Origin of the sequence: Shewanella cutis, from assembly GCF_022410515.1 — a bacterium.
Taxonomy (GTDB): domain Bacteria; phylum Pseudomonadota; class Gammaproteobacteria; order Enterobacterales; family Shewanellaceae; genus Shewanella; species Shewanella cutis.
The window spans coordinates 223,053-246,026 of record NZ_JACSDI010000003.1 but is presented as its reverse complement, the minus strand read 5'-3'; the positions used below and the strand labels follow the sequence as shown (position 1 = coordinate 246,026).

Genomic DNA, 22,974 nt, shown 5'->3' with positions numbered 1-22,974 from the left:
AATCCCCAATACAGCCCAACGAAATGGACGGTATTGGGCATGTTCGCTCACTCACTTGCATATGGGACGATGTTATTGACTTACAGTTTTTGCTGCCTTAAGCGGTTCGCATTGGTGACCACGGTTAAGGAAGACAATGCCATTGCGGCCCCTGCGATCACAGGGCTTAGCAGCATCCCCGTCAGCGGATACAGCACCCCAGCCGCGACTGGAATACCGATACTGTTGTAAATAAAGGCACCAAATAGGTTCTGTTTAATATTGGTCATGGTGGCACGGGAGAGCGCTAATAAGTTAGCAATCACTATCAGCTGATGGGACAGCAGTGTCATATCCGCGCTTTCGATCGCCACCTCTGTGCCCGATCCCATGGCGATCCCGACATCGGCGCTCATCAGGGCGGGCGCATCGTTAATGCCATCACCGACCATGGCAACCACGTGCCCTTGCTGTTGTAAGGCTTTAATATGCTGCTGCTTTTGTTCAGGTAATACGCCAGCAATGACTTCCTCGATACCGACTTGCTCCGCAACAGCTTGGGCTGTTTGTGGATTATCCCCCGTCAGCAGCACCACACGGATACCCTGTGAGCGTATTGCACTAATCGCTTCTTTCGCATCGGCTTTTATCGGGTCGGCAATCGCGATAGTAGCCACTAACTTACCCGCCTTGGCGACATAAATCGGTGTTTTACCCTGTTTGGCAAATTGCGCGGCGGCTTCTACCGTAAAACCTGAGCTGCTGCCTGTCACCCCCTCCTCTGACGACACATCAAATGCCGCCATTAAGGCTTGATTCCCCACTAAAAAGTCGGCGCCATCGACTCGCCCTTCTATGCCCTTACCTTGATGATTAGTAAAAATCTCGGTTGCGGGCAATGGAATCGATGCTTGCTTAACATAGCTGACCATTGCGCTGGCCAGCGGATGCTCTGAATGCTGCTCAAGACTGGCGATAGCGCCAAGGAGTGCGCGCTTGTCTTCATCACTGAGCGCTTGGCCTTTAGTAGCTTGGTCATTGTCCTCAACCCAATGGATATCGGTAACTTGGGGTTTGCCAAGAGTCACTGTGCCGGTTTTATCCAGCACCACACAATCGACCTTGCTGGCGCTTTGTAGTGCTTCACCATTTTTTACCAATACACCCATTTGAGCGGCGCGGCCAACGGACACTATGATAGACATAGGTGTGGCTAACCCTAAGGCGCAGGGACAGGCGATGATCAGCACGCTGGTGAGTACCACAAGCGCATGACTGAGCGCGGGTTCTGGCCCAACAACATACCAAACCGCCGCAGCGAGTAAGGCGATGACCACGACCGTTGGCACAAACACCGCCGAAATGTTATCGGCCAGACGACCAATCGGCATCTTAGAGGTTTGTGCTTCCTGTACCAGCGCAATGATTTTGGCAAGGCGCGTATCCCGCTGCCCAGCACTAACCCGATAGACTAAACTGCCGTTACCATTGACTGTGCCCGCGCTGAGATTATCGCCAACATGCTTAGGCACAGGAATAGGTTCCCCCGTCAACATGGCCTCATCGAGTAGAGACTGACCCGACTCCACCACGCCATCGAGTGCGACCCTGTCGCCTGGGCGAAGTCTGAGTTTATCGCCTAATTTAAGCTGGCTTATCTCAACCTCTTCATCACCATTGTCGCCAATACGAATCGCCCTTGAGGATTGCAGCCCAAGTAAACGTTGCACCGCTTCACTGGTCTTACCGCGCGCTTTTAATTCAAGGGCATGGCCTAAGTTAATTAAGCCTAAGATCATCACGCTCGCCTCAAAGTACACGTGGCGAGTATCCATTGGGAATGCACTCGGAATAAGTACCACCACCATTGAATATAACCATGCAGTGCTGGTGCCTAACACGATTAAGGTATCCATATTGGTGGTTTTGGCCTTAAGCGCGCGCCACATACCCTGATAGAAGTGGCGACCCGTACCGACTAAAAGAGCCAGCGTGATTAAACCCATTATGCCCCAACCTAACTGCATGCTGGGGCGATTAATCATCATCTCGCCACCCAGTAATCCCCATAACATCATGGGGATACCGACAGCAAGTGCAGCCACAGCTTGGCGCATCCGCAATTTATATTCCGCCGCATCTTCGACCCGCTTTTCCTCGGCCGCCGCCTTAGCATCCACAATCAACTGTGCGGGAAAGCCCGCCTTATCCATCACAGCGAGGGCTGCATCAGGGCTTATCTTGCTATCCACAGTCACTTGTTTATCGGCCAGATTAATACGGGCACTCACATTCGACTCGGCCGCAAAAGCCTTTTCAATTTTGGCCACACAACCTGCGCAATTCATATTGGCGACGTAGAGTTTTATTTGAGACATAGAAGATCCCTCACTTGAACTTAACTGCTATGGAGCTAAGATAAAGTCTCCCATCACGGGAGAGTCAAGGGTGTTTTTGTGGCAAGTATCACACTTGTCTGCACGAGTATTTAGAACTGATAATGACCGAGGTCAGGATGAAAATAGGCGAAGTGGCAAAGCACACAGGGTTAAGCGTTAAAAGCATACGCTACTACCACGATATCGGCCTCGTTTGCGCAGAACGTAACGACGCTGGATACAGGGTGTATCGCCATCGGGATATTGAATCGCTGAAATTTGTACACCAATGCCGCGACTTAGGCTTTAGCCTAGAGGATTGTAAACTCCTACTCGATTTACGTAATAACGACAGCCGTAATGCCGAGGATGTTAAACAACTGACCCGCAACCATTTGGCTTATGTAGAGTTGCAAATCAGTAAGTTACAAAATCTACGCAGCCAGTTACAACAAATGGTGAGTGAGTGCCAAGGCGGTGAGCAGCCCCACTGCACCATTATTAACAGCCTTAATCATCAACATTAAACACCATTTGGCTTACGCCAAAGACAAAAGCCTACTGAAGAGTAGGCTTTTGCTTTTAATATTATGGCGTTAATGCGTTTGCATTATCGAGTATTAATGGAGGCAATTTACCCGCAGGAGTAAACTTAAACACTTGCCCATAAAAGGCTAACTCAGTTTCTAATCCCGCTGCCTTATGTTCTGGGGTGCGCCCTTCGTCAGAATCATCGCCATAATCGATATAGGCCGTCGGTACGCCTTTAGCTTTAAGGGCATCATAAATTTGCCGTGACTGCGACGTAGGGACAATTTTGTTTCTTAAACTTTGGAAAATCAGCAACGGCTCATTTAACCCATCTAAATGATTTAGTGGCGATAACTCACGGTATCTGTCTGTATTTTCAGGATATGGCCCGATTAATTGATCCAGATAGCCCGACTCAAATTTATGGGTGCTCTTAGCAAGCTGTTCAACATCGCTGATGCCTTCATAGCTTACACCCGCTTGGAATACATTATAAAAAGCTAAGGATGACATCACGGTCAACCCTCCCGCACTGATCCCGCGAATGGCCAGCTTATTCGCATCGACCCATCCCTTAGCCACTAAGTATTTAGCGGCATTGACCGCATCTTCAACATCGCTTTCCCCCCATTTACCGTACAGGCTTTGACGATAGGCTCGACCAAAGCCACTGCTGCCACGGAAATTTAAATCTAACACCGCAAAACCGCGGCTAGTCCAAAATTGGATCTCACTGCGATAGGCTAAACTCGCCCTTGATGTCGGCCCACCATGTAACATCACAATCAGCGGCGGACGGGTATCATGGGGCGGCACGAATTTGGGATTGACGGGACCATAAAAATAACCGTAGGCCTGCTGGTCTTTGCCCGTTGCGAAGGCAATATTTTTCGCCCGTGACACATAGTTAGGATTTAAATTGGCGAGTGCTGGCGCATACACAAGTTCGGTACCGCGGCCAACCACCCGGTAAATGCCTTTCTCTGGCGTCGCCTTTGCACCAACAAAATATACACCGTCTTCACCCTTCACCACTTGAGTGATCTCTGCAAAATCAATTGCAAGGGATTCAGTTAATCCCGAATCTAAGTGAATGCGCAGTAATGCCGCTCGATTGCCTTCAACATAACTAGCAATCAAAGTTGTTGCATTTTCAAAGGCATAATTATGGTTACCTAAACGCCAATCGGGCACAGCAAACTCGGCATTTTTACTCAACACGGGCTCTAAAGTGTAACTTGGAGTGACGCGATAAATGTTCCACCAATTACTAAGATCGGAGACCACATATAATTTTCCGTCAGGGCCAAACAAAGGCTGAGCCACTGAAGACGCCTGCGGTGTACTTACCTTGCGAACATTTTTTAATTGGCCTTTGCGGTCAAGCTCCCCAAGCCACAGCACGCTGTTATCCCACGGCATATAAGGATGTTCCCATGTGATCCACGCCAGTTGGGTGTTATCGGGTGAAATGGCCGGGGAAGAAATAAAGTCATGTCCCGAGACAAAGGTATCGCCTTCACCAGCAAAGTTAAGATTAATGGTCACTAGGCTCGCTTTCGGTTCCCCTCCCTGACGATGATCTTCACGCACGCAGATAATTCGTGAGCCCTTAGGATAAGCCACGCAATCAGCATGGCGCGTGCCATTGGGGGTTAACGGCAAAGGCGGCTGGTTAGGGGCAAAACGGTAAAACAGCTGATCCTGCATTTTGGTGGCAAAGAGGCTCTTGCCTATACCCAAAAACGCTGCACCGCCATATTCATGCACAGTGGATTTAACATTAAAATCCGGCAACACCACTTGAGTGACTTTACCAAGGCCGTCGAGGCGCTTGATGCCCACCTTACCTTGGTCGCGCCCACTCGATTCGGCAAAATAAATCGCATTACCTACGCTTTGTAATTCTGCAATATCATCGGTTTGTTTAAAGACATCTGTCGCAGACAAAGGTGATTGCCAGCTACCATAGGGGGCAACTTTAATTTCGCCGTTTTCCTTGGCGGGTTGAGCATGTGTATCCGTACGCTCACATCCGCAGAGTAGCAACAAAGCCGCACTCAGCAGATGTGGAAGATAGCGTCCTAAACCCATTGTATTCCCCAAGTTTGCAAACTAAACAAGCCAAAATCGAAACGAAAGCGATGCAAATGCCCTTAAGGGCTTATTTTTTAACTTTTTTAATAAACCATTTCAGTACATTAGTCTGTTGTTCTTGCGTCAAGCCACAATAAATACAAATCCAAGGTGAAAGTAAAAAAAACCATGGGATCACCGCGACCGAACGACCACTGAAGAGGAGAAAAAAGAAGCCGCCGTAGATCACTAGTACACCTAAGGCACCGACAATTAACATCATGCGTTTGGTGATTTTTTCAAGCCATAGAGCCTTATCCTGCCATGACATTCAGATATTCAACTCCAACACCATAATGTCAACCCTATATGGGCGTGTTGACGTTTCAGGGTTATTTTTGCAGCAATTTGGCTGGCGTTTATGCAAGACAAAGTCCGTGCAGTGTAGTTATTCTACATAAACGGACGATAACGCAGCAGAAACGTCAGCCAAATGCTGTCCGAAGGGTTCGTCTGGCAAGCACTTGCTCTTTGTCACTCGTCATTTGAGTAGAATAACTACACATCATTCCTCGTTTCGCGAGCACGTGCTTGCCAGAGCGAACAAAATCTAATCTCGAAACGTCAACACGCCCATGTAAAGTTATGTAAAAAAAGAGGAGTGCGATTGTTGAAGGATAGCCCTTAAATGTCAACTCCCATCGATCATTCCATTGAACTAAATGTGTCAAAACTAGTGCTGTCTTTCTCCAACAAAAAACCGAGCAAACGCTCGGTTTTGTTGATTATCAATAAGATAATCTCTTACAAGCGAATACCGCCATCCACTTCAAAGACACGACCATTTACATAATCGTTTTCAATAATAAAGCGTACGGTGGAGGCTATTTCCTCCGCTTGACCTAAACGACCAACGGGTACGAGCTTCTCTAAACGCTCTAATGCTTCTGGCTTCATCGCCGCCGTCATTTCGGTCGCAATCACCCCCGGTGCTACCGCTGCGCTACGGATATTGTAACGGGCCAGCTCTTTTGCCCAACCGACAGACATCGCCGCCACACCCGCTTTGGAGGCCGCATAGTTGGATTGTCCCACGTTGCCTGCTTTGGCAAGACTAGAAATGTTAACAATCACCCCAGCTTGTCCCGATTCAATCATTGCGGCAGCCGCTTCACGGCCACAGAGGAATGTACCAGTAAGGTTAACATTGATCACCGATTGGAATTGGTCGAATGACATACGATCTGTCACCTTACCGTCTTTGGCTTTGACTAACATGCCATCACGTAGAATGCCGGCATTATTGACTAACACGTTGATTTTGCCAAAGTCTTCCAATATATAGGCAAAACCCGCGACCACGTCTTCTTCATCGGTAATATCTAACGCATAACCTTGGACTTCGGTGGATGAGCCTAAATCGGCACAGGCGCGTTCTAACTTTTCTTGATCCACATCGATAAGTGCCAACTTAGCACCCGCCTGCGCAAAATTATGCGCCATCGCTAAGCCTAAACCACCCGCGCCGCCAGTGATGACGACAACCTTATCTTTTAAATCCATCTGGTTATCCCTTGTTTTTAATGTCTATTTCTTAAGTGGTGCAAATTGTTCAAAAATACTGGAGAAATCTCGGCGACCATTGCCTTGTCGTGCATGATTCACATACAAGCTGCGCGCGAGTGAGCCCATGGGTGTACTCGAATTGCTCAATAATGCGGCTTCTTGGGAGAGGCCGAGATCTTTAACCATCAAATCTACCATAAAGCCGCCCTGATAGCCCTTAGAAGAAGGCACATTCTCCATCACACCCGGGCAAGGGTTGTACTTTTCAAGCGTCCAGTTACCGCCGCTGCTGACCTTCATAATGTCCGACAGCACTTTAGGGTCGAGACCATGGTCTATCCCCATTTGCAGGGCTTCAGATGTACCGACCATCAGCACAGATAACAGCATGTTATTGCAGATTTTAGCAATTTGCCCAGCGCCTGGACCGCCCGCATGGAAGATATTCTTACCCATGGCATTGAGTACAGGTTGCGCGCGCTCAAAGGCGATGTCCGAGCCACCACAGATAAAGGTCAAGGTGCCTGCCGCCGCGCCTGCGGTACCACCGGATACTGGCGCATCGATAAATTCGATACCACTCTTAGCCGCTTCGGCCGCCACCAATTGAGCGCTTTGGGCATCAATGGTCGAGCAATCAATCAGCAAGGTATCACCAGCGACGACGTCGAGTAGACCTTTCTCGCTACCATTTCCTGCACTTTTATTTCCTAAGTATAAGTTTCTGACATGCTTACCCGCAGGCAGCATAGTGATCACCACATTGGCGCCTGCCGCTGCGCCGCATGCCGTGCTCGACACTAATGCGCCTTGGTCGGCCAAGGCTTGCATGGCGGCTGGCACTAAGTCGAAGACACGTACCGTCATGCCCGCTTTTAATAAATTGGCCGCCATTGGGCCGCCCATATTACCTAAACCGATAAATGCTACTGTACTCATGCCATCACTCCTGTGTTCTGGTGTCTTTTATTATTCCAGATAGTTGTTATTCCAGATAAAAATGGCAGGCAAAGCGCTTGCTTTACCTGCCATCGATTGGCTTAGCTTAATTGGCTTAAGGGATGTTCTTCTCCCCAAGGTGAGGTCAGCATGTCCTCGATAACGCGGTTTGGCACGGATTGCACATCGGCAAATTGCCATTTGGGCTGTTTGTCTTTATCAATCAACAGTGCCCGTACGCCTTCACTGAAATCGCCCTTAGCACAAACATTGACGCTAACGGTTAATTCCCATTTAAAACATTGCGCTAGACTAAGTTTGGTACCTAGCTGGCTTTGGATATACGCCAAATGCCAACTGATCGGGCTGCCCGCGAGCATAGTCGCGCAGGCTTTATTTAACCACGCTTCTTCAGTGCGTAAGCTCGACATACGGCTGACAATATCCGTCAAACTGCCCGCCATCAGCCTATCGATAATCTCTTGGCTCTCGGCAAGTAAACTATCGCCCTTAGGGATGTCCACTTGGTTCGACAGTTCGTTGATCATCGAATCGAGTCGTTGATGATTAAGTGCAGGCGAGTCACTCCAATCGAGGGTCGCCATGGCATCGAACATCAGCTCTTTGTCGTCACGATTTAGATAATGATCGGCAAGGCCAACGTAACAGGCATCGGCGGCGTTCATTTGATAGGCGGTTAAGCCTAAAAACAGCCCCATTTTGCCCGGCATGCGGTTGAGGAAATAGCTGCCGCCCACATCGGGATAAAGCCCGATGGTGACTTCAGGCATGGCGATTCGGGAGGTTTCTGTCACTACTTTGTGGCTGGCACCAGCCATCAGGCCCAGACCACCGCCCATCACTATGCCATCACCCCATACCAGCACAGGTTTACCAAAGGTATGCAGTAGATAATCGAGACGATATTCTTCTTCAAAGAATACTTTAGCGACCTCAGTCACTTGTCCCTGAGCGGCAACAGAGGCGTGATATAACGCCCGCACATCGCCACCCGCACAAAACGCCTTTTCTCCGCTGCCATCCAGTACCACACAGGCGATTAACGGATCTTTTTTCCACAAATTGAGCTGCACCGTCATGGCCCGAACCATATCAAGATCCAAGGCGTTGAGGGCTTTTTCAACATTGAGCGTCACCACCCCAACTAATTTGCCCGAGGCGGTGGCTAAAGTTTGAAAAACCACATGTTGAGTGGCGAACGAGTGTGCAGCCTTATCTACTAAGTTTGTCATTAGCGGTTCTTCCAATCAGCTTTACGTTTTTCCAAAAACGCGTTTACGCCTTCGGCCTGATCTTCAGTATCGAACAAACCGACAAACAGTTCACGCTCTATTGGTAAGGCTTGGCTACGCGGCATTTGACGCCCCGCTTGGATAAGTGTCTTACAGGCAGTGACACTGCTTGGGCTCTGATTGGCCACTTTGGCAGCTAGCGCTATCGCCGCATTTAAGGCTTCACCCGTTTCAACCACTTCCTCGACTAGACGCAAATTCAGCGCTTGGGCGGCATTCACCCGCTCACCGCAGAGGATCATCCGCTTCGCCCAACCTTCGCCCACCAAAGCAGTGAGGTTTTGGGTACCACCCGCACAGGGCAACAGGCCAACGGTGGCCTCAGGCAGCGCCATCACGGCTTGGGTTTCGGCAATACGAATATCACAGGCCAGTGCGACTTCTAAGCCGCCGCCCATGGCATAACCGTTAATGGCGGCAATCGACACGCCGCGGAACTGGCTTAGGGTTTCAAATGCTTCGCCAAAGTGTTTTGCCATGCTCGCCGCATTGCCCTTATCACCGTCGCTAAACAGTTTTAAATCGGCACCCGCGGAGAAAAACTTGTTGCCCTCGCCAGTTAACACCAGCGCGTAAATGTCATTGTTGGCATTGAGTTCCAGCACTTTGGCTTTAAGCGCCTGCAAACTCTGGGCGGTCCAAGTATTGGCCGGCGGATTGTTCATGGTCAGAATGGCCGTATGGCCTTCAATTCGCTCAACTAAATAGTCCATCTGTTTCGGCTCCCTTATATTTCCAATCGATTATCGCCAAATCCTACAGTCCTATTAGGGCAGCTTAAAGGATTTGTCCGGCATTTTCGTCGAGTAAACGACGGGCGATAATGAGGCGCATAATTTCGTTAGTGCCCTCTAAAATCTGGTGTACACGAACATCACGGAAGTGACGCTCTAACGGATACTCCCTGATATAACCATATCCGCCATGAATTTGCAGCGCCGCATCGCAAACTTGAAAACCCACATCAGTAGCAAAGCGCTTCGCCATCGCACAATAGGCGGTGGCTTCTGGGTCACCACTGTCGAGTTTAAAGGCGGCCAGACGCACCATTTGACGCGCGGCCACTAATTCGGTCGCCATATCGGCCAGCTTAAATTGCAGCGCTTGGAAAGCGGCCAGTGGCTTACCAAATTGCTGGCGTTCGTTCATATACTGGGTTGCACGCTCTAGAGCCGCCTGCGCCGTACCGACAGAGCAAGTAGCGATATTGATACGGCCACCGTCTAAGCCTTTCATCGCAAAGGTAAAGCCTTGGCCTTCTTCACCAAGCAGATTTGCAACCGGCACACGCACGTTATCAAAGGTAACTAAGCGCGTCGGCTGCGCGTTCCAGCCCATCTTATCTTCGGCCTTACCATAGATAATGCCTTCACTGTCGGCAGGAATGGCAATCGCCGAAATCCCCTTTGGCCCAGCTTGACCCGTGCGGCACATCACCACCAGCAATTCAGTTGCGCCCGCGCCCGAGATAAACATCTTCGAGCCAGATACCACGTATTCATCACCATCACGCACCGCTTTGGTTTGCAAAGATGCCGCATCCGAGCCAGCGCCAGGTTCTGTTAAGCAGTAAGACGCTAACATTTGGCCCGTTGTCAAAGGCTCAGACCAAGCTTGACGCAAAGTCTCTGTACCCCAAGTGGTGACCATCCAAGTAGCCATATTATGAATGGTCAGCATGGCGGTGGTGGCTGTACAGCCCTTTGCCAGCTCTTCGAAAATAATCGAGGCATCTAAGCGCGATAACCCCATACCGCCTTCCGATTCGGGGGAATACAGGGAGCAGAAGCCCAGCTCACCGGCTTTTTGGATCACATCCTTAGGGAAATGATGTTCTTCGTCCCATTTGGCGGCAAAGGGGGCGAGTTCATCCGCCGCGAACTGGCGAGCCAGATCGGCAAATTGGCGTTGGTCTTCGTTGAAATTAAAATCCATTTGGCTCTCCTATGACTCTTTGGCCATTTCTTTCGTAAATATCTTGGCGTGATACACAGTGAATTTATCAGCAGGCTTATCATCAATGGGCGCCAACTGCGCCACGTTTAGACTGAATAACCTGCTGTTTCACAATGCGTTTAAACTGTTTTTTAAACCGCTTAGCGCAAGTTAATGCTCATATTAGGGCCAGCTGCCACCGCAATGTCCGACTCGAACCAGCGAGAGGTAATGGTCTTAGTTTCAGTGTAGAAACGTACCGCTTGCTTACCGTAAGCGTGTTGGTCGCCGTAGAAACTGCCCTTCCAACCCGTGAACGAGAAGAAAGGTAATGGCACAGGGATTGGCACGTTGATACCGACTTGGCCGACTTCGATTTCGTGTTGATATTTACGCGCCGCGGCGCCGCTGGCGGTAAAGATAGAGGTACCGTTACCGTAGGGGCTGGCGTTAACGAGTTCGATGGCATCTTCTAATGAATCAGACTCCATACAGCAGAGCACTGGGCCAAAGATTTCTTCTTTGTAGATGCTCATATCGGTCGTGACCTTAGTGAACATGGTCGGTCCTACCCAGTTGCCTGACTCGAAACCTGCCACAGTAAAATCGCTGCCATCGAGTAAACACTCTGCGCCCTCTTCCTTACCTTGGGCGATAAGTTTGAGCACGCGCGCTTTGGCGGCTGGGCTGATCAGCGGACCGTAACCGGCTTCTTTATCGTGCCATAAACCTGGGCGAACCTTCGCCAGCGCTTCTTTGAGCTCAGGGATCCACTCTTTAGCCGCGCCGACAAATACCGCGACTGAAATCGCCATACAGCGTTGACCCGCCGCGCCGACAGATGCGCCCACTAGGTTGTTGATCACTTGCTGCTTATTCGCATCAGGCATAATCACGCAGTGGTTTTTCGCCCCAGCAAAGGCTTGTACGCGTTTTAAGTTATCGGTACCGGTTTTGTAGATGTATTGACCTACAGCCACAGAGCCGACGAAGGAAATGGCTTTTACCGCAGGGTCTGCCAGCAGAATATCTACCGCCGTTTTATCACCATGGATCAGTTGCAATACGCCCTTTGGCGCGCCCGCTTCGACAAATAGCTCAACTAAACGCTGCGGCGTCATTGGGTCTTGCTCAGATGGCTTAAGGATAAAAGTATTACCGCAGGCAATCGCCAGTGGGAACATCCACAACGGGATCATCGCAGGGAAGTTAAACGGCGTGATGCCCGCACACACACCAAGAGGCTGAGTGTAGCTGTAGGTATCGATAGAGCGCGCAACGTTTTCAACGGTTTCACCCATCAGTAATGAGGCAATGTTGCAGGCATGTTCTGCCACTTCAATTCCGCGCCAGACATCGCCCTTGGCATCTTCAAAGGTTTTACCGGTTTCATGGGCAAGGATGGTCGCTAACTCATCGTGATGTTCTTTAAGTAGGTGTTGGTAGCGCAACATGACACGGGCACGCTCAGACACAGGTACTTCTTTCCACGTTTTAAATGCCGCCTTGGCACTGGCGATGGCCGCATGGACTTCATCGGCCGTGGCGCTATTAATAACGGCAATCGGCGCGTTATTGGCAGGATTGGTCACCACGATTTGTGATGTACCAGTGCCTGTGGTGAATTCGCCATCAATGTAATGCTTAACTTGTGTGGTCATGTTGCAATCCTTTCCTTGTTTAGGGTCGAGCTGGCGGTGCGATATTATGAGTATCCTCGATGGGATGTTTGCCCTTGCCAGCTCAGTCTTGGTCTTGTTGATTTAGCCGTTATTAGCGATTAAGCCTTTGCTTAGACTTCGATAGCCATAGCTGTCGCTTCACCGCCACCGATACAGAGTGAAGCTACGCCGCGCTTAAGCCCACGGGCCTTAAGTGCATGAATTAAAGTCACCAGTAAACGCGCGCCCGAGCAACCGATAGGATGACCTAAGGCGCAGGCGCCACCGTTCACGTTCACTTTTGCCATGTCTAAACCTAATTCAGAAACGGCCAGCATAGTCACCATGGCAAAGGCTTCGTTGATTTCGAACAGATCAACCTGATCCTTTGACCAGCCCACATTGCTTAACAGTTTTGCCATCGCGCCAACGGGTGCGGTGGTAAAGAGTGCAGGCTCCTGCGCATGGGTTGTGTGGCCCTTGATGGTGGCGAGCACTGCTAAGCCTAACTGCTCGGCGTTGGCGCGCGTAGTTAGCATCAGCACCGCTGCACCATCGGAAATCGAGCTGGAGTTTGCCGCTGTAATAGTGCCGTCTCTAGCAAAGGCGGGGCGCAGTGCAGGGATTTTTTCAGGGCGAGCGTTACCTGGCTGCTCATCGGTATCGATAGTCACATCACCACGGCGATCGCTTACCGTTACGGGCACAATCTCCGCTTTGAAGGCGCCAGATTGAATGGCCGCGTTGGCTTTTTCCAGTGAGCTTAAAGCAAACGCATCCATTTGATCGCGAGTGATACCAAATTCATCGGCGGTTTTTTGGGCGAATGTGCCCATGGCGCCGCCGGTGTAGGCATCTTCTAAACCGTCGAGGAACATATGATCTAATACCTTGCCATGGCCCATACGCATGCCGCCGCGGGCTTTATCTAGCAAGTAAGGCGCTTGGCTCATGCTTTCCATGCCACCGGCAATTACCAGCTTTGCACTACCCGCTTTAAGTAAATCGTGGGCAAGCATCACGGTTTTCATCCCAGAGCCACAGACTTTGTTTACGGTCGTTGTGCCTACAGACAGGGGTAAACCGGCACCTAAGGTTGCTTGGCGTGCTGGCGCTTGGCCTAAACCCGCGGGTAATACGCAGCCCATTAACACTTCATCGACCTTGTCAGGCGCAACTTGGGTATCGGCTAACAGGGCTTTGATGGCGGTGGCCGCTAAGCTCGGAGACGTTACGCCAGACAAACTGCCTTGAAAGCCACCCATTGGGGTGCGTTTAGCGGCAACAATAACGATCTCTTGGTTAAATTGTTCAGTACTCATGGGGACTCCAAGCTAAAGGTGCCTTGGCGGTAACACTCGCCAGCGGCGGATAAATAATGACAATGAAACCACTCTGACGTTTACGCGAACGTAAAGCAAGTATTCCTTGGTCTAATGTGTCGAGAAAAACACACAAGAATTGTCAGTCAGAATTTACAGTCGAGAGACTTTAACGGCATTTGAAATGGTAACGAGGAGGAAGTGACCTACTAAAAGCGCTAGCCTTGCAGCGGGAACAAAACCTTACCAGCAGATGATGAACAACACTAAAGACAAATGAGGTAAACAGGCGAGCAAACAGTAGCTAAACGAATGGTAAATTTATTAGGGCGTGTTGACGTTTCGAGATTGAATTTTGTTCGTTCTGGCAAGCTAGTGCTCGCGGAACGAGGAATGATGTATCGTTATTCGACTCAAATGACGAGCGGCGCTTACGACAGAAAGTAAGCGCAAGGGCTTGCCAGACGAACCCTTCGGGCAGCATTTAGCTGGCGTTTCTGCTGCGTTATCGTCCGTTTATGTAGAATAACTACACAGCACTGACTTTGCCTTGCATAAACGCCAGCCACATTGCTGCAAAAATACCCCTGAAACGTCACCACGCCCTAGTCAGTTCAAATGATTCAAGCAAATAGAAACAGCTTAGCAAGGTGATTCGACAGGCATTGAGCTTAAGAAACCGTCAATGCCTGACAAACTAAAACAACGTCCCTACTGCGATTCCCATGGTGTCATCGCCGTCATATCACTCAGGTCGTAAGGCGTTAATTGGTAAACGTAATAGTTAAGCCAATTACTGACCAACAAACTGCCATGGCTGTGCCAACGGGCAATGGCATCGGCCTTGGGATCGTCATTACGATAATAGTTTTGCGGCACATTTGGATTTAATCCCTGCGCCAAATCCCGATGATATTCATCGTTTAGGGTGGATTTTTGATACTCAGGGTGGCCCATTACAAATAGGTTGCGATTATTGCGACTGAGGACTAAATAGGCTCCTGCTTCCTCAGACTCTGCCAGCACCTGTAGTTCAGGGTGTCGCTTAAGCTCCTCGATATCCATCTCGGCAAAGCGCGAATGCGGCGCAAAGAACTCATCATCGAATCCGCGCAGCAGCGGGAAATGCTGGCAGGTACGGCGGTGGACAAATACGCCAGAACGCTTTTGCTGCAGGATTTTACGATTTAATCCATAGAGATGGTAAAGCCCCGCATGGGCTGCCCAGCAAAGAAAGAGCACTGAGGTTACATGCTGCTGTGACCAATCGATGATTTCACGAATATGGTCCCAGTAAGTCACATCCTCAAAATCAATTTGCCCTAACGGCGCGCCCGTGATGATCAGGCCGTCGTAGTTTTTATGGCGCACATCCTCAAAATCACGGTAGAAGGTGTTCATATGATCGATTGAGGTGTGTTTCGACTCTTTATCGTGGATACGCAGTAAATCCACATCTACCTGCAAGGGCGTGTTGCCCAAGAGGCGTAGAAGCTGGGTTTCGGTCTCGATTTTATTGGGCATCAAATTCAAAATCAGTACCTTCATTGGCCTGATATCTTGATTTGCAGCCCGAGTTTCGGACATGACGAAAATATTTTCAGATTCTAAAATCCCTGCTGCAGGCAGATGATCTGGAATTTTAACTGGCATACCGCGCCTCTTCTGTTCAACAATCAAGGGTTCCGGCGCGCGTATGCCACTCAACAAAGAGCAAACAAATTAGCGGCCGACTTTCTCAAGCAGTATCGTCATAGGCTCAGTCGAGTTTAGGTCGACATGATAGGCTTGAGTATTAATAAACAATAACTTATCACCGAGCATTATCCTTGCCCCAATGGCATAGGTATGCCCTGCTTCAAACTGATCACGCCCTATAGTAAAACTAAATGGCGTTGGGGTTTTAGCGCCTTGACTCTCACGCTCTGCCATCACTACAGCAGGCACATCCATCTTAGAGACATCAAGCAACTGCACAATCAACTTGGCTTCGGCAGGCAGTGCGATACGCTCGCGGTACATAGCCTCACCTTTAATCTCGACAACCGCATTTGGTGTTGCACAACCTGTCATCATCGTCGTCACCGCAAGTAATACCATTGCCACCCATTTTTGCCATGCAGATGTCAGTCCGCTAATCCTTAACCCATGTGTCATTTCATTTCTCCCAATCATACATAAAGACTTCTGGATGTCTATACGCCCAAGCTATAAATCTTGTCATGCTGGACATATCTTCCTATGATAAGCCACCATTTCGTTGCCGAAAAACTTATGACCCAAGCAACTGCGATAATTGTGGGCGCTAGCTCACATTTAAGCCGCGAACTTGCCAAACAATTGGCCGAACAGCAAGTTGAATTAGCGCTTTTTGCGCAGGATGTTGAATCGCTGCGCGAGTTCGCCTCGACCTTACCTACCAAGGTACAAGTATTTTCACTGCAAATTGAACAGCCAAGCGCCATCATCGAACAGCTTGAAAACGTCTGGCAAAGTCTCGGTGGTGCCCATTTAGTCTTGGTGAATACCGGACTCAATAGCTACGACCCAGCTTTACCATGGTTACCAGAGCAAGATATTATCGACGTCAATGTGCGGGGCTTTGCGGCTATCTGCAATACGGCATTTAGATTATTTCGCGAACAGGGTTACGGCCAGCTTGCCACCATTAACTCGATTGCAGGTTTACGTGGCGGCCCAAGCGTGGCTTATCATGCATCCAAAGCCTTTGCACAAAACTATTTGGAAGGCTTAAGCATGCATGCCCAGCGGCTTAAATTGCCGATTACCATTACCGATATCCAACTCGGTTTACTGGACAAAGCGGCAATGCAGCAAAGCACCCTTTGGCTGGCGCCACTCCCGCAAGTGGCGGCGCAGATTATTAAGGCTATGCAGCAAGGTAAACGCCGTGTCTATGTAACCAAGCGTTGGCGCTTAGTGGCTTGGCTGACTAAATTACTGCCGGAGTTTATCTATAACACCCGCCACTGGAAACCGAAAAAGGCTAAAAAGTAGTGTTATTAATCTTTTGACGGCATAATGGCCTAGAAAGCAAAAAGGAGCCCCAAGGCTCCTTTTTTAACTTTATAATCAGATGATTAGAAAGTGTAACCTACGCTAACCATATAAACCCATGGGTTAATATCGGTACCAATTGTTACTGCAGCGGCCTTATCTACACCTGCATCTTTGTAGTGATAGTTAAATTTCACATCAGTGCTAATTTGCGCATACCACACAGAAGCGTTCACTAACCAGTTTTTATTGACTTGATAATCTAAACCAATTTGAGCCGCAACGCCCCAAGAGTTGCTCAAGCTTAAATCTGTTAATTTTCCGCCAAGATCATTAGTGAATTCATTATCGAAGAAATTTGTGTAGTTCACACCCACGCCCACATAAGGACGCAATGTTGATTGAGCATCACCAAAATAGTACTGCGCTACTAGGGTTGGAGGTAAATGTTTCGTTTCGGCAATCTTAGTCCCACCTAAAGACACGTCATGGCTAAAAGGCGTCGCAGCTAATAGCTCTAAACCAAAGTTATCGGTCAACATATAACCAAAATTCAAACCTAGCTGAGTGTTATTGCTCACACTAAATTCGCGTAGATTACCGAGATCAGGAGTTACAACATCATCACTCGATTCATTTGGTGCAACAACCACCGCACCAGCACGAACAATAATATCGCCCGCTTGATGGGCAGAAACAGAAGCAGAGAAACCAGCGGCTAGCAGGGTGGCAGCGAACAGTGTAGAAACAGTAGTTTTATTCATCATCATACTCCATATGTACAACATTGGTTTTTATTTTACATTACATCCTTAACAATTGACGCCTACACTGCCAGATAAATTTCTTTACCTTATTGATCCAAATCAAAATTAAGTGGCGATACTTATTTTTAGGTATAACCATTGAGATCTAAATCACGCAAAGCAAACATTTATTGATAATGCCAGTTAGTTTTTTGTGACTTAACACATGAATTAGTCATCACTAATGATCTCCACAAGGAGTAATCAGGGGGAGGATAGTCAAGTTCTTTATTTACATTTCAGTTACACAGATGAGAATCAAAAAACGCTGAAGAATTAATATAAAGTCGGTAACCAAAATAATAAGGAAACGAGGGAGGTGGTACTTATTGAGTGCCGATACTTAGCTAGAAACCAGAGCGTAAAGCTCTAACGCATATTGATGAAATGGCTTCATCGGCCAAGGTCAATCGTGGATATTGCTTAAGCCAATTCTTTGCGGCAATACGCTGCTCAAATACCGCTAACGCACGCTTGGGATTATGGGTTAACTGCAAAGCAAATAACGAGGTTAGCCCGAAGGGAGCAATAAGGTGTAAGTTATCGACCGCGGAAGATACTGTGTTAGGCATATGTTCAAAATACACAGCAACAGCCGTTTCCTGCTCTGGCCAATAACACATCGCATCCTGCGTCGATTGGTAGGGATTATCCTGATTCTTAATGTGCATTCGCGCCTGATTTTTTACTGACCAGGGTAACTCTGGTGCACCAGCTCGCAGATAGGCTTCTATCGCCCTATCTCGCTCAGGTCTCGTATCCAAGGGACAATAGTAGATGAGATCGATATCGTTTAATGGCTGGCGGTCGAAACCATGCAACTTGTCCCACACCAAATTTCGAACAAACCCGGCCGCAATACACCACTGCGGCATGCTATGCACTTGAGCGCATTGCAATACTAACTCAAGCGCTCGCATCCGTTCGTTATCTTGGCTTAGCCATGAGCGCAATCGCTCGCTTAATTCGATTTCTGTCATTGGCTAAAATCCGCTTTAATATCAGCAAGAAATTCAGAAGTGACATCGACTCACGCCACTTCATCATCGATTTCATAGCACTTATTTAGCCGTAAATGCTAGGTTAAACCGCATCGGCTTGGCGCTCGGGCGCCGCATCCGCAAAGGCGGGTAGCTGATTACATTCTGCCCACACTCGCATAATGTTCGGATAAGGCGTTAAATCCACATTAAAACGCTGGGCATTATACACCTGCGGTACTAAACACAAATCTGCGATAGTCACCTTATCCCCAAAGCAATAACGGCCACTGTGGCGCACTAATTGGGTTTCGAGCGCCGTAAATCCTGTGACCACCCAGTGGTGATACCAAGCATTTTTAGCATCTTCATTCACGGTCAACTTTTGCGTTAAATATTGCAGTACACGCAAATTATTGAGGGGATGAATTTCACAGGCAATAGTCAACGCCATGGCGCGCACCTGGGCACGCTCAAGGGCCGAAGCTGGCAATAGCGGTGTTTTAGGATATAGCTCATCCAGATATTCGATAATCGCCAAAGATTGGGTTAACGCATCACCATCCTGCTCATCATCAACCACCAGTGTAGGCACAAGTTCCTGCGGATTTAAGGCAATATAATCCGCTTTATGTTGTTCACCACCATCACGCACTAAATGTACCGACAGTTGCTCTGCACTAATCCCTTTAAGATTGAGGGCGATACGCACACGATAGGCCGCGCTAGAGCGCCAATAACCATAAAGTCTCATCTCACGCTGTCCTTATAAAATTCTGATAAAAACGGGGCTATATAGCCCCGTCAATATTATCTATCACTTTTCAAATAACAAAGCCTTACGCCTTGTACTCAACCACTTTTTGATCGATTGAGCCAAAAATAGACACGCCATTGTCATCGAGCATTTCAATGCGCACTGTATCACCAAAGCGCATAAAGGGAGTCGACGCTTTACCGTCGGCAATCACTTCGAGCATACGTTTTTCGGCTAAGCAGCTTGAACCTGCACTGCGGTCATAGTTAGAAATCGTACCAGACCCGATAATGGCGCCCGCGCCCAATGGACGGGTTTTAGCAACATGAGATACTAACTGACTGAAGTTAAAGGTCATATCGACACCTGCATTTGGGCGACCAAATAACTCACCGTTTAAGTAGGTGATAAGCGGTAAATGCACCTTTGAATCTTCCCAGAGCTTGCCTAATTCATCTGGCGTAATGGCTACTGGAGAGAAGCTACTCGAAGGTTTAGATTGGAAGAAACCAAAACCTTTGGCGAGTTCTGCAGGGATCAGGTTACGCAGTGACACATCGTTGACTAACATCAGCAGTTTGATGTGTTTTGCAGCATTTTCAACACTCACGCCCATAGGCACATCGTCAGTGATCACAGCGATTTCAGATTCAAAATCGATGCCCCAATCTTCGCTCGCCAGCGGAATATCAGCCTTAGGCGCGATAAAGCTGTCAGAGCCACCTTGGTAAAACAGCGGATCGGTCCAGAAGGTTTCAGGCATTTCCGCGCCGCGCGCCTTACGGACTAACTCCACGTGGTTAACGTAGGCACTGCCATCTGCCCATTGATACGCCCGTGGCAAGGGGGATAAACATTTAGCTTCATCAAAGGTTTGCGTGTTAGGTAATTTGCCTTCATTGAGCGCATCGTACAGTTCTTGTAATTGTGGTTTGAGCAGATCCCAACCATCAAGTAATTGCTGCATCGTATGGGCAATCGCTGGCACGGCCACCGTTTGAGTAAGATCGCGGCTCACTAACATCAACTGACCATCGCGGCGACCATTGTTATAACTGGCAAGTTTCATATCTGCTCCTGTGCTTCTACGGCTCGGCGTACTGGGCTTTTTATCTCGTTATGGTTAACCGACAATATCAGCTAACGCGAATTTTTTGCTGACGAGAACATAGGTGAATAAAAACCTATATTGACTCGGTATTAGGGTTTGCTGCGCGTAGAAATACCCGAAGCGACGGCGGATTCCTATAGCGTGAGCAAAATCACATTTCAGCTTATTTTTTCACATTTTGTAAACTAATCATTACGTTTCAGATAATGTTGCCGCTTGTCACTATTTCGCTGAACGATATGGTGAAAAAGTCGGCAACAAAGTGGAACGATACTGTTACATCTCAAGCTTAAGCCAAGATTACTTTGGCTTAGCAATCTTATATTCCCTAAGTTTATTGGCGATAGCCGTGTGGGACACGCCCAATTTCTTTGCCAATTGCCGAGTACTAGGGTAAGCCGGATATAAGCGTCGCAGTAAGCTGGCCTCAAATTGCTTCATCGCATCATCGAGATTGCCTTCGAAAGCATTATCGAAATAACCAAAACCTTCAGCGTAGGATGGCAGCTTAAGTTGCTCAACGGTCAATTCGCCCGAACCATCCCACATGGATACGGCTCTGAAAACGGCGTTTTTAAGCTGACGGACGTTCCCCGGCCAAGCATAAGTTAACAGATGATCACGGCATTGGGCCGAAATTCGCCTGACAGGGCTAGAGAGTTGCTGGCTGTAATGCTCGAGGAACATCTCTGTCAGCGGAATAATATCGACCTTACGTTCACGCAGTGACGGAATGTGATAACTAAGCACATGGATGCGATAGTACAAATCTTCCCTAAATTCACCGGTTTGACATAGCTCGGCTAAGTTTTTCTGGGTCGAGCAGATAATTCGCACATCGGCGCGGACTTCTTCGTCGCCGCCAATGCGTCTAAAAGTGCCATCCTGTAACAACCGCAGCAGTTTGACCTGCGCCGCCTTGGACATTTCAGCCACTTCATCGAGGAATACTGTGCCACCCTTCGCCTCTTCAAAAAAGCCACGCTTGATCACTTTGCCTTGGCTGACGTAACCAAAGAGTTCCTCTTCGGCGGCGCTATCGGGCAATGCTGCGCAGTTAATGGCGATAAACGGCTTTTCGCGGCGCATACTGGCATCATGGCTGGCTCTGGCCATTAACTCTTTACCTGTGCCCGTTTCGCCGGTGATCAGTAATGGCGCATCAAGCTGCGCCATGCGGCGGGCTTGCTTAAGCACTTCTTTCATCTTGTCGCTGCTAGCCAACACATTTTCAAAGCCTGTGGTTTGATTTTGCAGGGCATTAAATTGTTTACCCACACGCGCAGGCGATTTTAGCGATACTACGGCGCCCACTAGGATGGTTTTTTCATCCTCATCGGGTAAATAAATCGGTAACATTTCAGCCAGATATTCGTTTTGGCCAATATTCACCCGCGCCGCCTGCGGCAGCACTTGGCCCTCACTGAGCCAGCGGCTGAAGTTAAAACCTTGCACCCAATGATTTAAGGATTCATCGAGCACTTCATGTTCTCCCATGCCCATATTGAGCAGCGCCGATTCGTTCACAATGCGAATACGCGCCTTCACGTCGATGGAAAACACTGAGTCTGGGAGGGTTTTAAGCAGGGTTTTTAAGGCGTAGTGTTCTTGCTCCGACGGCATGAATGACACCGTTCGCACATCGTGGACGCTCTCCACTTTACGGATCTGCGGCATCAAAGCACTCAAGGTTTCAAAACTGACTTCGGCAAATTGCAGGTAGAGAAAGCCTTGATTACTGGCATCAATGGCAATGAGATTAATGCCATAACGTTCTAACACGACTAAGATGTCTTTCGCTAAACCCACGCGATCTTGACAGCTAACTTCCAAGCGCATAATGACTGATATTCCTTTTTTGATTCGAATTTTGGAATAAACCGTGCGAGCTATTCTCCCTGAGTATGACCTCATAAGAGATTCGTTTGGCGAAACGCATTTAGTTTACGCAAACGTAAAGGGCAGGATTAATAGCTGGGCGTGTATACGTTAGAAGGTTACGGTCAAAGTGGCAAGCCTAGTTTACAGCGCATTTGTAACAGGAAGAAAAAATCAGCATCAAAATTACATTAAGATGCTGATTTTAAATATTAACTTTTTAATCTAATAACTGGTCGGTCTTGGCTGCCATAATGAAGTCATTCTTATGCAGCCCCTTAATCGAGTGTGACCACCAAGTCACGGTCACCTTGCCCCACTCGGTTAAAATACCTGGATGGTGGAATTCTTCCTCGGCCAGTTCCGCCAACTTATTGGTAAACACCATTGCTAGTTTAAAGTTCTTAAACTTGTACACCCGTTCCAATTGCATGATGCCGTCACGCACTTGCACGCCCCAATCGGGGATCATGCGGATAAGTTCGGCCAACTCTTCATCGGTGACTTTTGGCGCATCGGCTTGGCAAGCTTCACATTTCATTTGGGTTAACGCGGTCATACATACTCCTCTTGGCAACATCACGGATCACTCCGTTGCACTTATTACGCTTTATTTAATTCGTTTATGACTAGGGCGTGTTGACGTTTCAGGGTTATTTTTGCAGCTATTTGGCTGGCGTTTATGCAAGGCAAAGTCCGTGCAGTGTAGATTATTCTACATAAA

The 22,974-nt window shown here is 48.5% G+C and carries 20 protein-coding genes; 2 read left to right on the top strand and 18 right to left on the bottom strand.

Going from position 1 to position 22,974, the window contains the following annotated elements; all coding sequences use genetic code 11:
* Positions 1 to 80 precede the first annotated feature (80 nt).
* On the bottom strand, positions 81 to 2,357 hold the full coding sequence (locus H9J30_RS07775) for a heavy metal translocating P-type ATPase (protein ID WP_240130495.1): 2,277 nt from the start codon (positions 2,355 to 2,357) through the stop codon (positions 81 to 83).
* A gap of 137 nt (positions 2,358 to 2,494) precedes the next feature.
* On the opposite strand from H9J30_RS07775, the gene H9J30_RS07770 reads away from it, so the two are divergent.
* Positions 2,495 to 2,884, top strand: a complete 390-nt coding sequence (locus H9J30_RS07770; RefSeq protein WP_011071836.1) for a Cu(I)-responsive transcriptional regulator — start codon at positions 2,495 to 2,497, stop codon at positions 2,882 to 2,884.
* Positions 2,885 to 2,945: 61 nt separating this feature from the next.
* Here the strand turns inward: H9J30_RS07770 and H9J30_RS07765 are convergent, their stop codons facing one another.
* From H9J30_RS07765 to H9J30_RS07715, 11 genes are all read right to left on the bottom strand, one after another.
* Positions 2,946 to 4,982 (bottom strand): S9 family peptidase, encoded by a 2,037-nt coding sequence (locus H9J30_RS07765; RefSeq protein WP_240130494.1) that lies wholly within the window; start codon positions 4,980 to 4,982, stop codon positions 2,946 to 2,948.
* A gap of 70 nt (positions 4,983 to 5,052) precedes the next feature.
* The gene (locus H9J30_RS07760) at positions 5,053 to 5,295 is read right to left on the bottom strand and encodes a hypothetical protein (RefSeq protein WP_240130493.1); all 243 of its coding nucleotides are present in this window, start codon (positions 5,293 to 5,295) and stop codon (positions 5,053 to 5,055) included.
* A 473-nt stretch (positions 5,296 to 5,768) separates the two neighbouring features.
* On the bottom strand, positions 5,769 to 6,527 hold the full coding sequence (locus H9J30_RS07755) for an SDR family oxidoreductase (protein WP_055647775.1): 759 nt from the start codon (positions 6,525 to 6,527) through the stop codon (positions 5,769 to 5,771).
* A 24-nt stretch (positions 6,528 to 6,551) separates the two neighbouring features.
* Complete coding sequence (gene mmsB / locus H9J30_RS07750) at positions 6,552 to 7,469, bottom strand: 3-hydroxyisobutyrate dehydrogenase (protein WP_240130492.1); 918 nt, start codon at positions 7,467 to 7,469, stop codon at positions 6,552 to 6,554.
* A gap of 101 nt (positions 7,470 to 7,570) precedes the next feature.
* Entirely contained in the window at positions 7,571 to 8,722 is a 1,152-nt protein-coding gene (locus H9J30_RS07745; RefSeq protein WP_240130491.1) for an enoyl-CoA hydratase/isomerase family protein, read from the bottom strand.
* Positions 8,722 to 9,495, bottom strand: coding sequence for an enoyl-CoA hydratase (locus H9J30_RS07740; protein WP_240130490.1), 774 nt, complete (start codon positions 9,493 to 9,495; stop codon positions 8,722 to 8,724). The genes H9J30_RS07745 and H9J30_RS07740 overlap by 1 nt, the downstream gene beginning before the upstream one ends.
* Before the next feature lie 64 nt (positions 9,496 to 9,559).
* Complete coding sequence (locus H9J30_RS07735) at positions 9,560 to 10,717, bottom strand: acyl-CoA dehydrogenase family protein (protein WP_240130489.1); 1,158 nt, start codon at positions 10,715 to 10,717, stop codon at positions 9,560 to 9,562.
* A 161-nt stretch (positions 10,718 to 10,878) separates the two neighbouring features.
* A complete protein-coding gene (locus tag H9J30_RS07730; RefSeq protein ID WP_240130488.1) occupies positions 10,879 to 12,378 on the bottom strand; it encodes a CoA-acylating methylmalonate-semialdehyde dehydrogenase in 1,500 nt (499 codons plus the stop codon).
* Between the two features lie 131 nt (positions 12,379 to 12,509).
* Complete coding sequence (locus H9J30_RS07725; protein ID WP_240130487.1) at positions 12,510 to 13,700, bottom strand: thiolase family protein; 1,191 nt, start codon at positions 13,698 to 13,700, stop codon at positions 12,510 to 12,512.
* A 711-nt stretch (positions 13,701 to 14,411) separates the two neighbouring features.
* Positions 14,412 to 15,353, bottom strand: a complete 942-nt coding sequence (gene metA, locus H9J30_RS07720; RefSeq protein WP_240130486.1) for a homoserine O-acetyltransferase MetA — start codon at positions 15,351 to 15,353, stop codon at positions 14,412 to 14,414.
* Between the two features lie 69 nt (positions 15,354 to 15,422).
* Positions 15,423 to 15,857 carry a YbaY family lipoprotein gene (locus H9J30_RS07715; RefSeq protein ID WP_240130485.1) on the bottom strand — a complete coding sequence of 145 codons (435 nt, stop codon included), beginning with the start codon at positions 15,855 to 15,857 and terminating at the stop codon, positions 15,423 to 15,425.
* A gap of 117 nt (positions 15,858 to 15,974) precedes the next feature.
* On the opposite strand from H9J30_RS07715, the gene H9J30_RS07710 reads away from it, so the two are divergent.
* Positions 15,975 to 16,718 carry an SDR family NAD(P)-dependent oxidoreductase gene (locus tag H9J30_RS07710; protein WP_240130484.1) on the top strand — a complete coding sequence of 248 codons (744 nt, stop codon included), beginning with the start codon at positions 15,975 to 15,977 and terminating at the stop codon, positions 16,716 to 16,718.
* An 83-nt stretch (positions 16,719 to 16,801) separates the two neighbouring features.
* Here the strand turns inward: H9J30_RS07710 and ompW are convergent, their stop codons facing one another.
* From ompW to H9J30_RS07680, 6 genes are all read right to left on the bottom strand, one after another.
* The gene (gene ompW / locus H9J30_RS07705) at positions 16,802 to 17,485 is read right to left on the bottom strand and encodes an outer membrane protein OmpW (RefSeq protein ID WP_240130483.1); all 684 of its coding nucleotides are present in this window, start codon (positions 17,483 to 17,485) and stop codon (positions 16,802 to 16,804) included.
* 386 nt (positions 17,486 to 17,871) lie between these two features.
* Positions 17,872 to 18,504: a nucleotidyltransferase family protein gene (locus H9J30_RS07700; protein WP_240130482.1), complete on the bottom strand. Its 633-nt coding sequence runs from the start codon at positions 18,502 to 18,504 to the stop codon at positions 17,872 to 17,874.
* Positions 18,505 to 18,607: 103 nt separating this feature from the next.
* Positions 18,608 to 19,258 (bottom strand): maleylacetoacetate isomerase, encoded by a 651-nt coding sequence (maiA, locus tag H9J30_RS07695; RefSeq protein WP_240130481.1) that lies wholly within the window; start codon positions 19,256 to 19,258, stop codon positions 18,608 to 18,610.
* A gap of 85 nt (positions 19,259 to 19,343) precedes the next feature.
* On the bottom strand, positions 19,344 to 20,330 hold the full coding sequence (locus H9J30_RS07690; RefSeq protein ID WP_240130480.1) for a fumarylacetoacetate hydrolase family protein: 987 nt from the start codon (positions 20,328 to 20,330) through the stop codon (positions 19,344 to 19,346).
* A 342-nt stretch (positions 20,331 to 20,672) separates the two neighbouring features.
* A complete protein-coding gene (tyrR, locus tag H9J30_RS07685; protein WP_011071819.1) occupies positions 20,673 to 22,211 on the bottom strand; it encodes a transcriptional regulator TyrR in 1,539 nt (512 codons plus the stop codon).
* A 259-nt stretch (positions 22,212 to 22,470) separates the two neighbouring features.
* The gene (locus tag H9J30_RS07680) at positions 22,471 to 22,809 is read right to left on the bottom strand and encodes a 4a-hydroxytetrahydrobiopterin dehydratase (protein WP_240130479.1); all 339 of its coding nucleotides are present in this window, start codon (positions 22,807 to 22,809) and stop codon (positions 22,471 to 22,473) included.
* Positions 22,810 to 22,974 lie beyond the last annotated feature (165 nt).

What these genes read in the sequence shown, in the direction of transcription:
- H9J30_RS07755 (WP_055647775.1), bottom strand. Translation starts at nt 6,527, where the DNA reads ATGGATTTAAAAGATAAGGTTGTCGTCATCACTGGCGGCGCGGGTGGT.
- metA (WP_240130486.1), bottom strand. Translation starts at nt 15,353, where the DNA reads ATGCCAGTTAAAATTCCAGATCATCTGCCTGCAGCAGGGATTTTAGAA.
- H9J30_RS07770 (WP_011071836.1), top strand. Translation starts at nt 2,495, where the DNA reads ATGAAAATAGGCGAAGTGGCAAAGCACACAGGGTTAAGCGTTAAAAGC.
- mmsB (WP_240130492.1), bottom strand. Translation starts at nt 7,469, where the DNA reads ATGAGTACAGTAGCATTTATCGGTTTAGGTAATATGGGCGGCCCAATG.
- H9J30_RS07765 (WP_240130494.1), bottom strand. Translation starts at nt 4,982, where the DNA reads ATGGGTTTAGGACGCTATCTTCCACATCTGCTGAGTGCGGCTTTGTTG.
- H9J30_RS07725 (WP_240130487.1), bottom strand. Translation starts at nt 13,700, where the DNA reads ATGAGTACTGAACAATTTAACCAAGAGATCGTTATTGTTGCCGCTAAA.
- H9J30_RS07710 (WP_240130484.1), top strand. Translation starts at nt 15,975, where the DNA reads ATGACCCAAGCAACTGCGATAATTGTGGGCGCTAGCTCACATTTAAGC.
- tyrR (WP_011071819.1), bottom strand. Translation starts at nt 22,211, where the DNA reads ATGCGCTTGGAAGTTAGCTGTCAAGATCGCGTGGGTTTAGCGAAAGAC.
- maiA (WP_240130481.1), bottom strand. Translation starts at nt 19,258, where the DNA reads ATGAGACTTTATGGTTATTGGCGCTCTAGCGCGGCCTATCGTGTGCGT.
- H9J30_RS07775 (WP_240130495.1), bottom strand. Translation starts at nt 2,357, where the DNA reads ATGTCTCAAATAAAACTCTACGTCGCCAATATGAATTGCGCAGGTTGT.
- H9J30_RS07745 (WP_240130491.1), bottom strand. Translation starts at nt 8,722, where the DNA reads ATGACAAACTTAGTAGATAAGGCTGCACACTCGTTCGCCACTCAACAT.
- H9J30_RS07690 (WP_240130480.1), bottom strand. Translation starts at nt 20,330, where the DNA reads ATGAAACTTGCCAGTTATAACAATGGTCGCCGCGATGGTCAGTTGATG.
- H9J30_RS07740 (WP_240130490.1), bottom strand. Translation starts at nt 9,495, where the DNA reads ATGGACTATTTAGTTGAGCGAATTGAAGGCCATACGGCCATTCTGACC.
- ompW (WP_240130483.1), bottom strand. Translation starts at nt 17,485, where the DNA reads ATGATGAATAAAACTACTGTTTCTACACTGTTCGCTGCCACCCTGCTA.
- H9J30_RS07730 (WP_240130488.1), bottom strand. Translation starts at nt 12,378, where the DNA reads ATGACCACACAAGTTAAGCATTACATTGATGGCGAATTCACCACAGGC.
- H9J30_RS07715 (WP_240130485.1), bottom strand. Translation starts at nt 15,857, where the DNA reads ATGACACATGGGTTAAGGATTAGCGGACTGACATCTGCATGGCAAAAA.
- H9J30_RS07760 (WP_240130493.1), bottom strand. Translation starts at nt 5,295, where the DNA reads ATGTCATGGCAGGATAAGGCTCTATGGCTTGAAAAAATCACCAAACGC.
- H9J30_RS07700 (WP_240130482.1), bottom strand. Translation starts at nt 18,504, where the DNA reads ATGACAGAAATCGAATTAAGCGAGCGATTGCGCTCATGGCTAAGCCAA.
- H9J30_RS07680 (WP_240130479.1), bottom strand. Translation starts at nt 22,809, where the DNA reads ATGACCGCGTTAACCCAAATGAAATGTGAAGCTTGCCAAGCCGATGCG.
- H9J30_RS07735 (WP_240130489.1), bottom strand. Translation starts at nt 10,717, where the DNA reads ATGGATTTTAATTTCAACGAAGACCAACGCCAATTTGCCGATCTGGCT.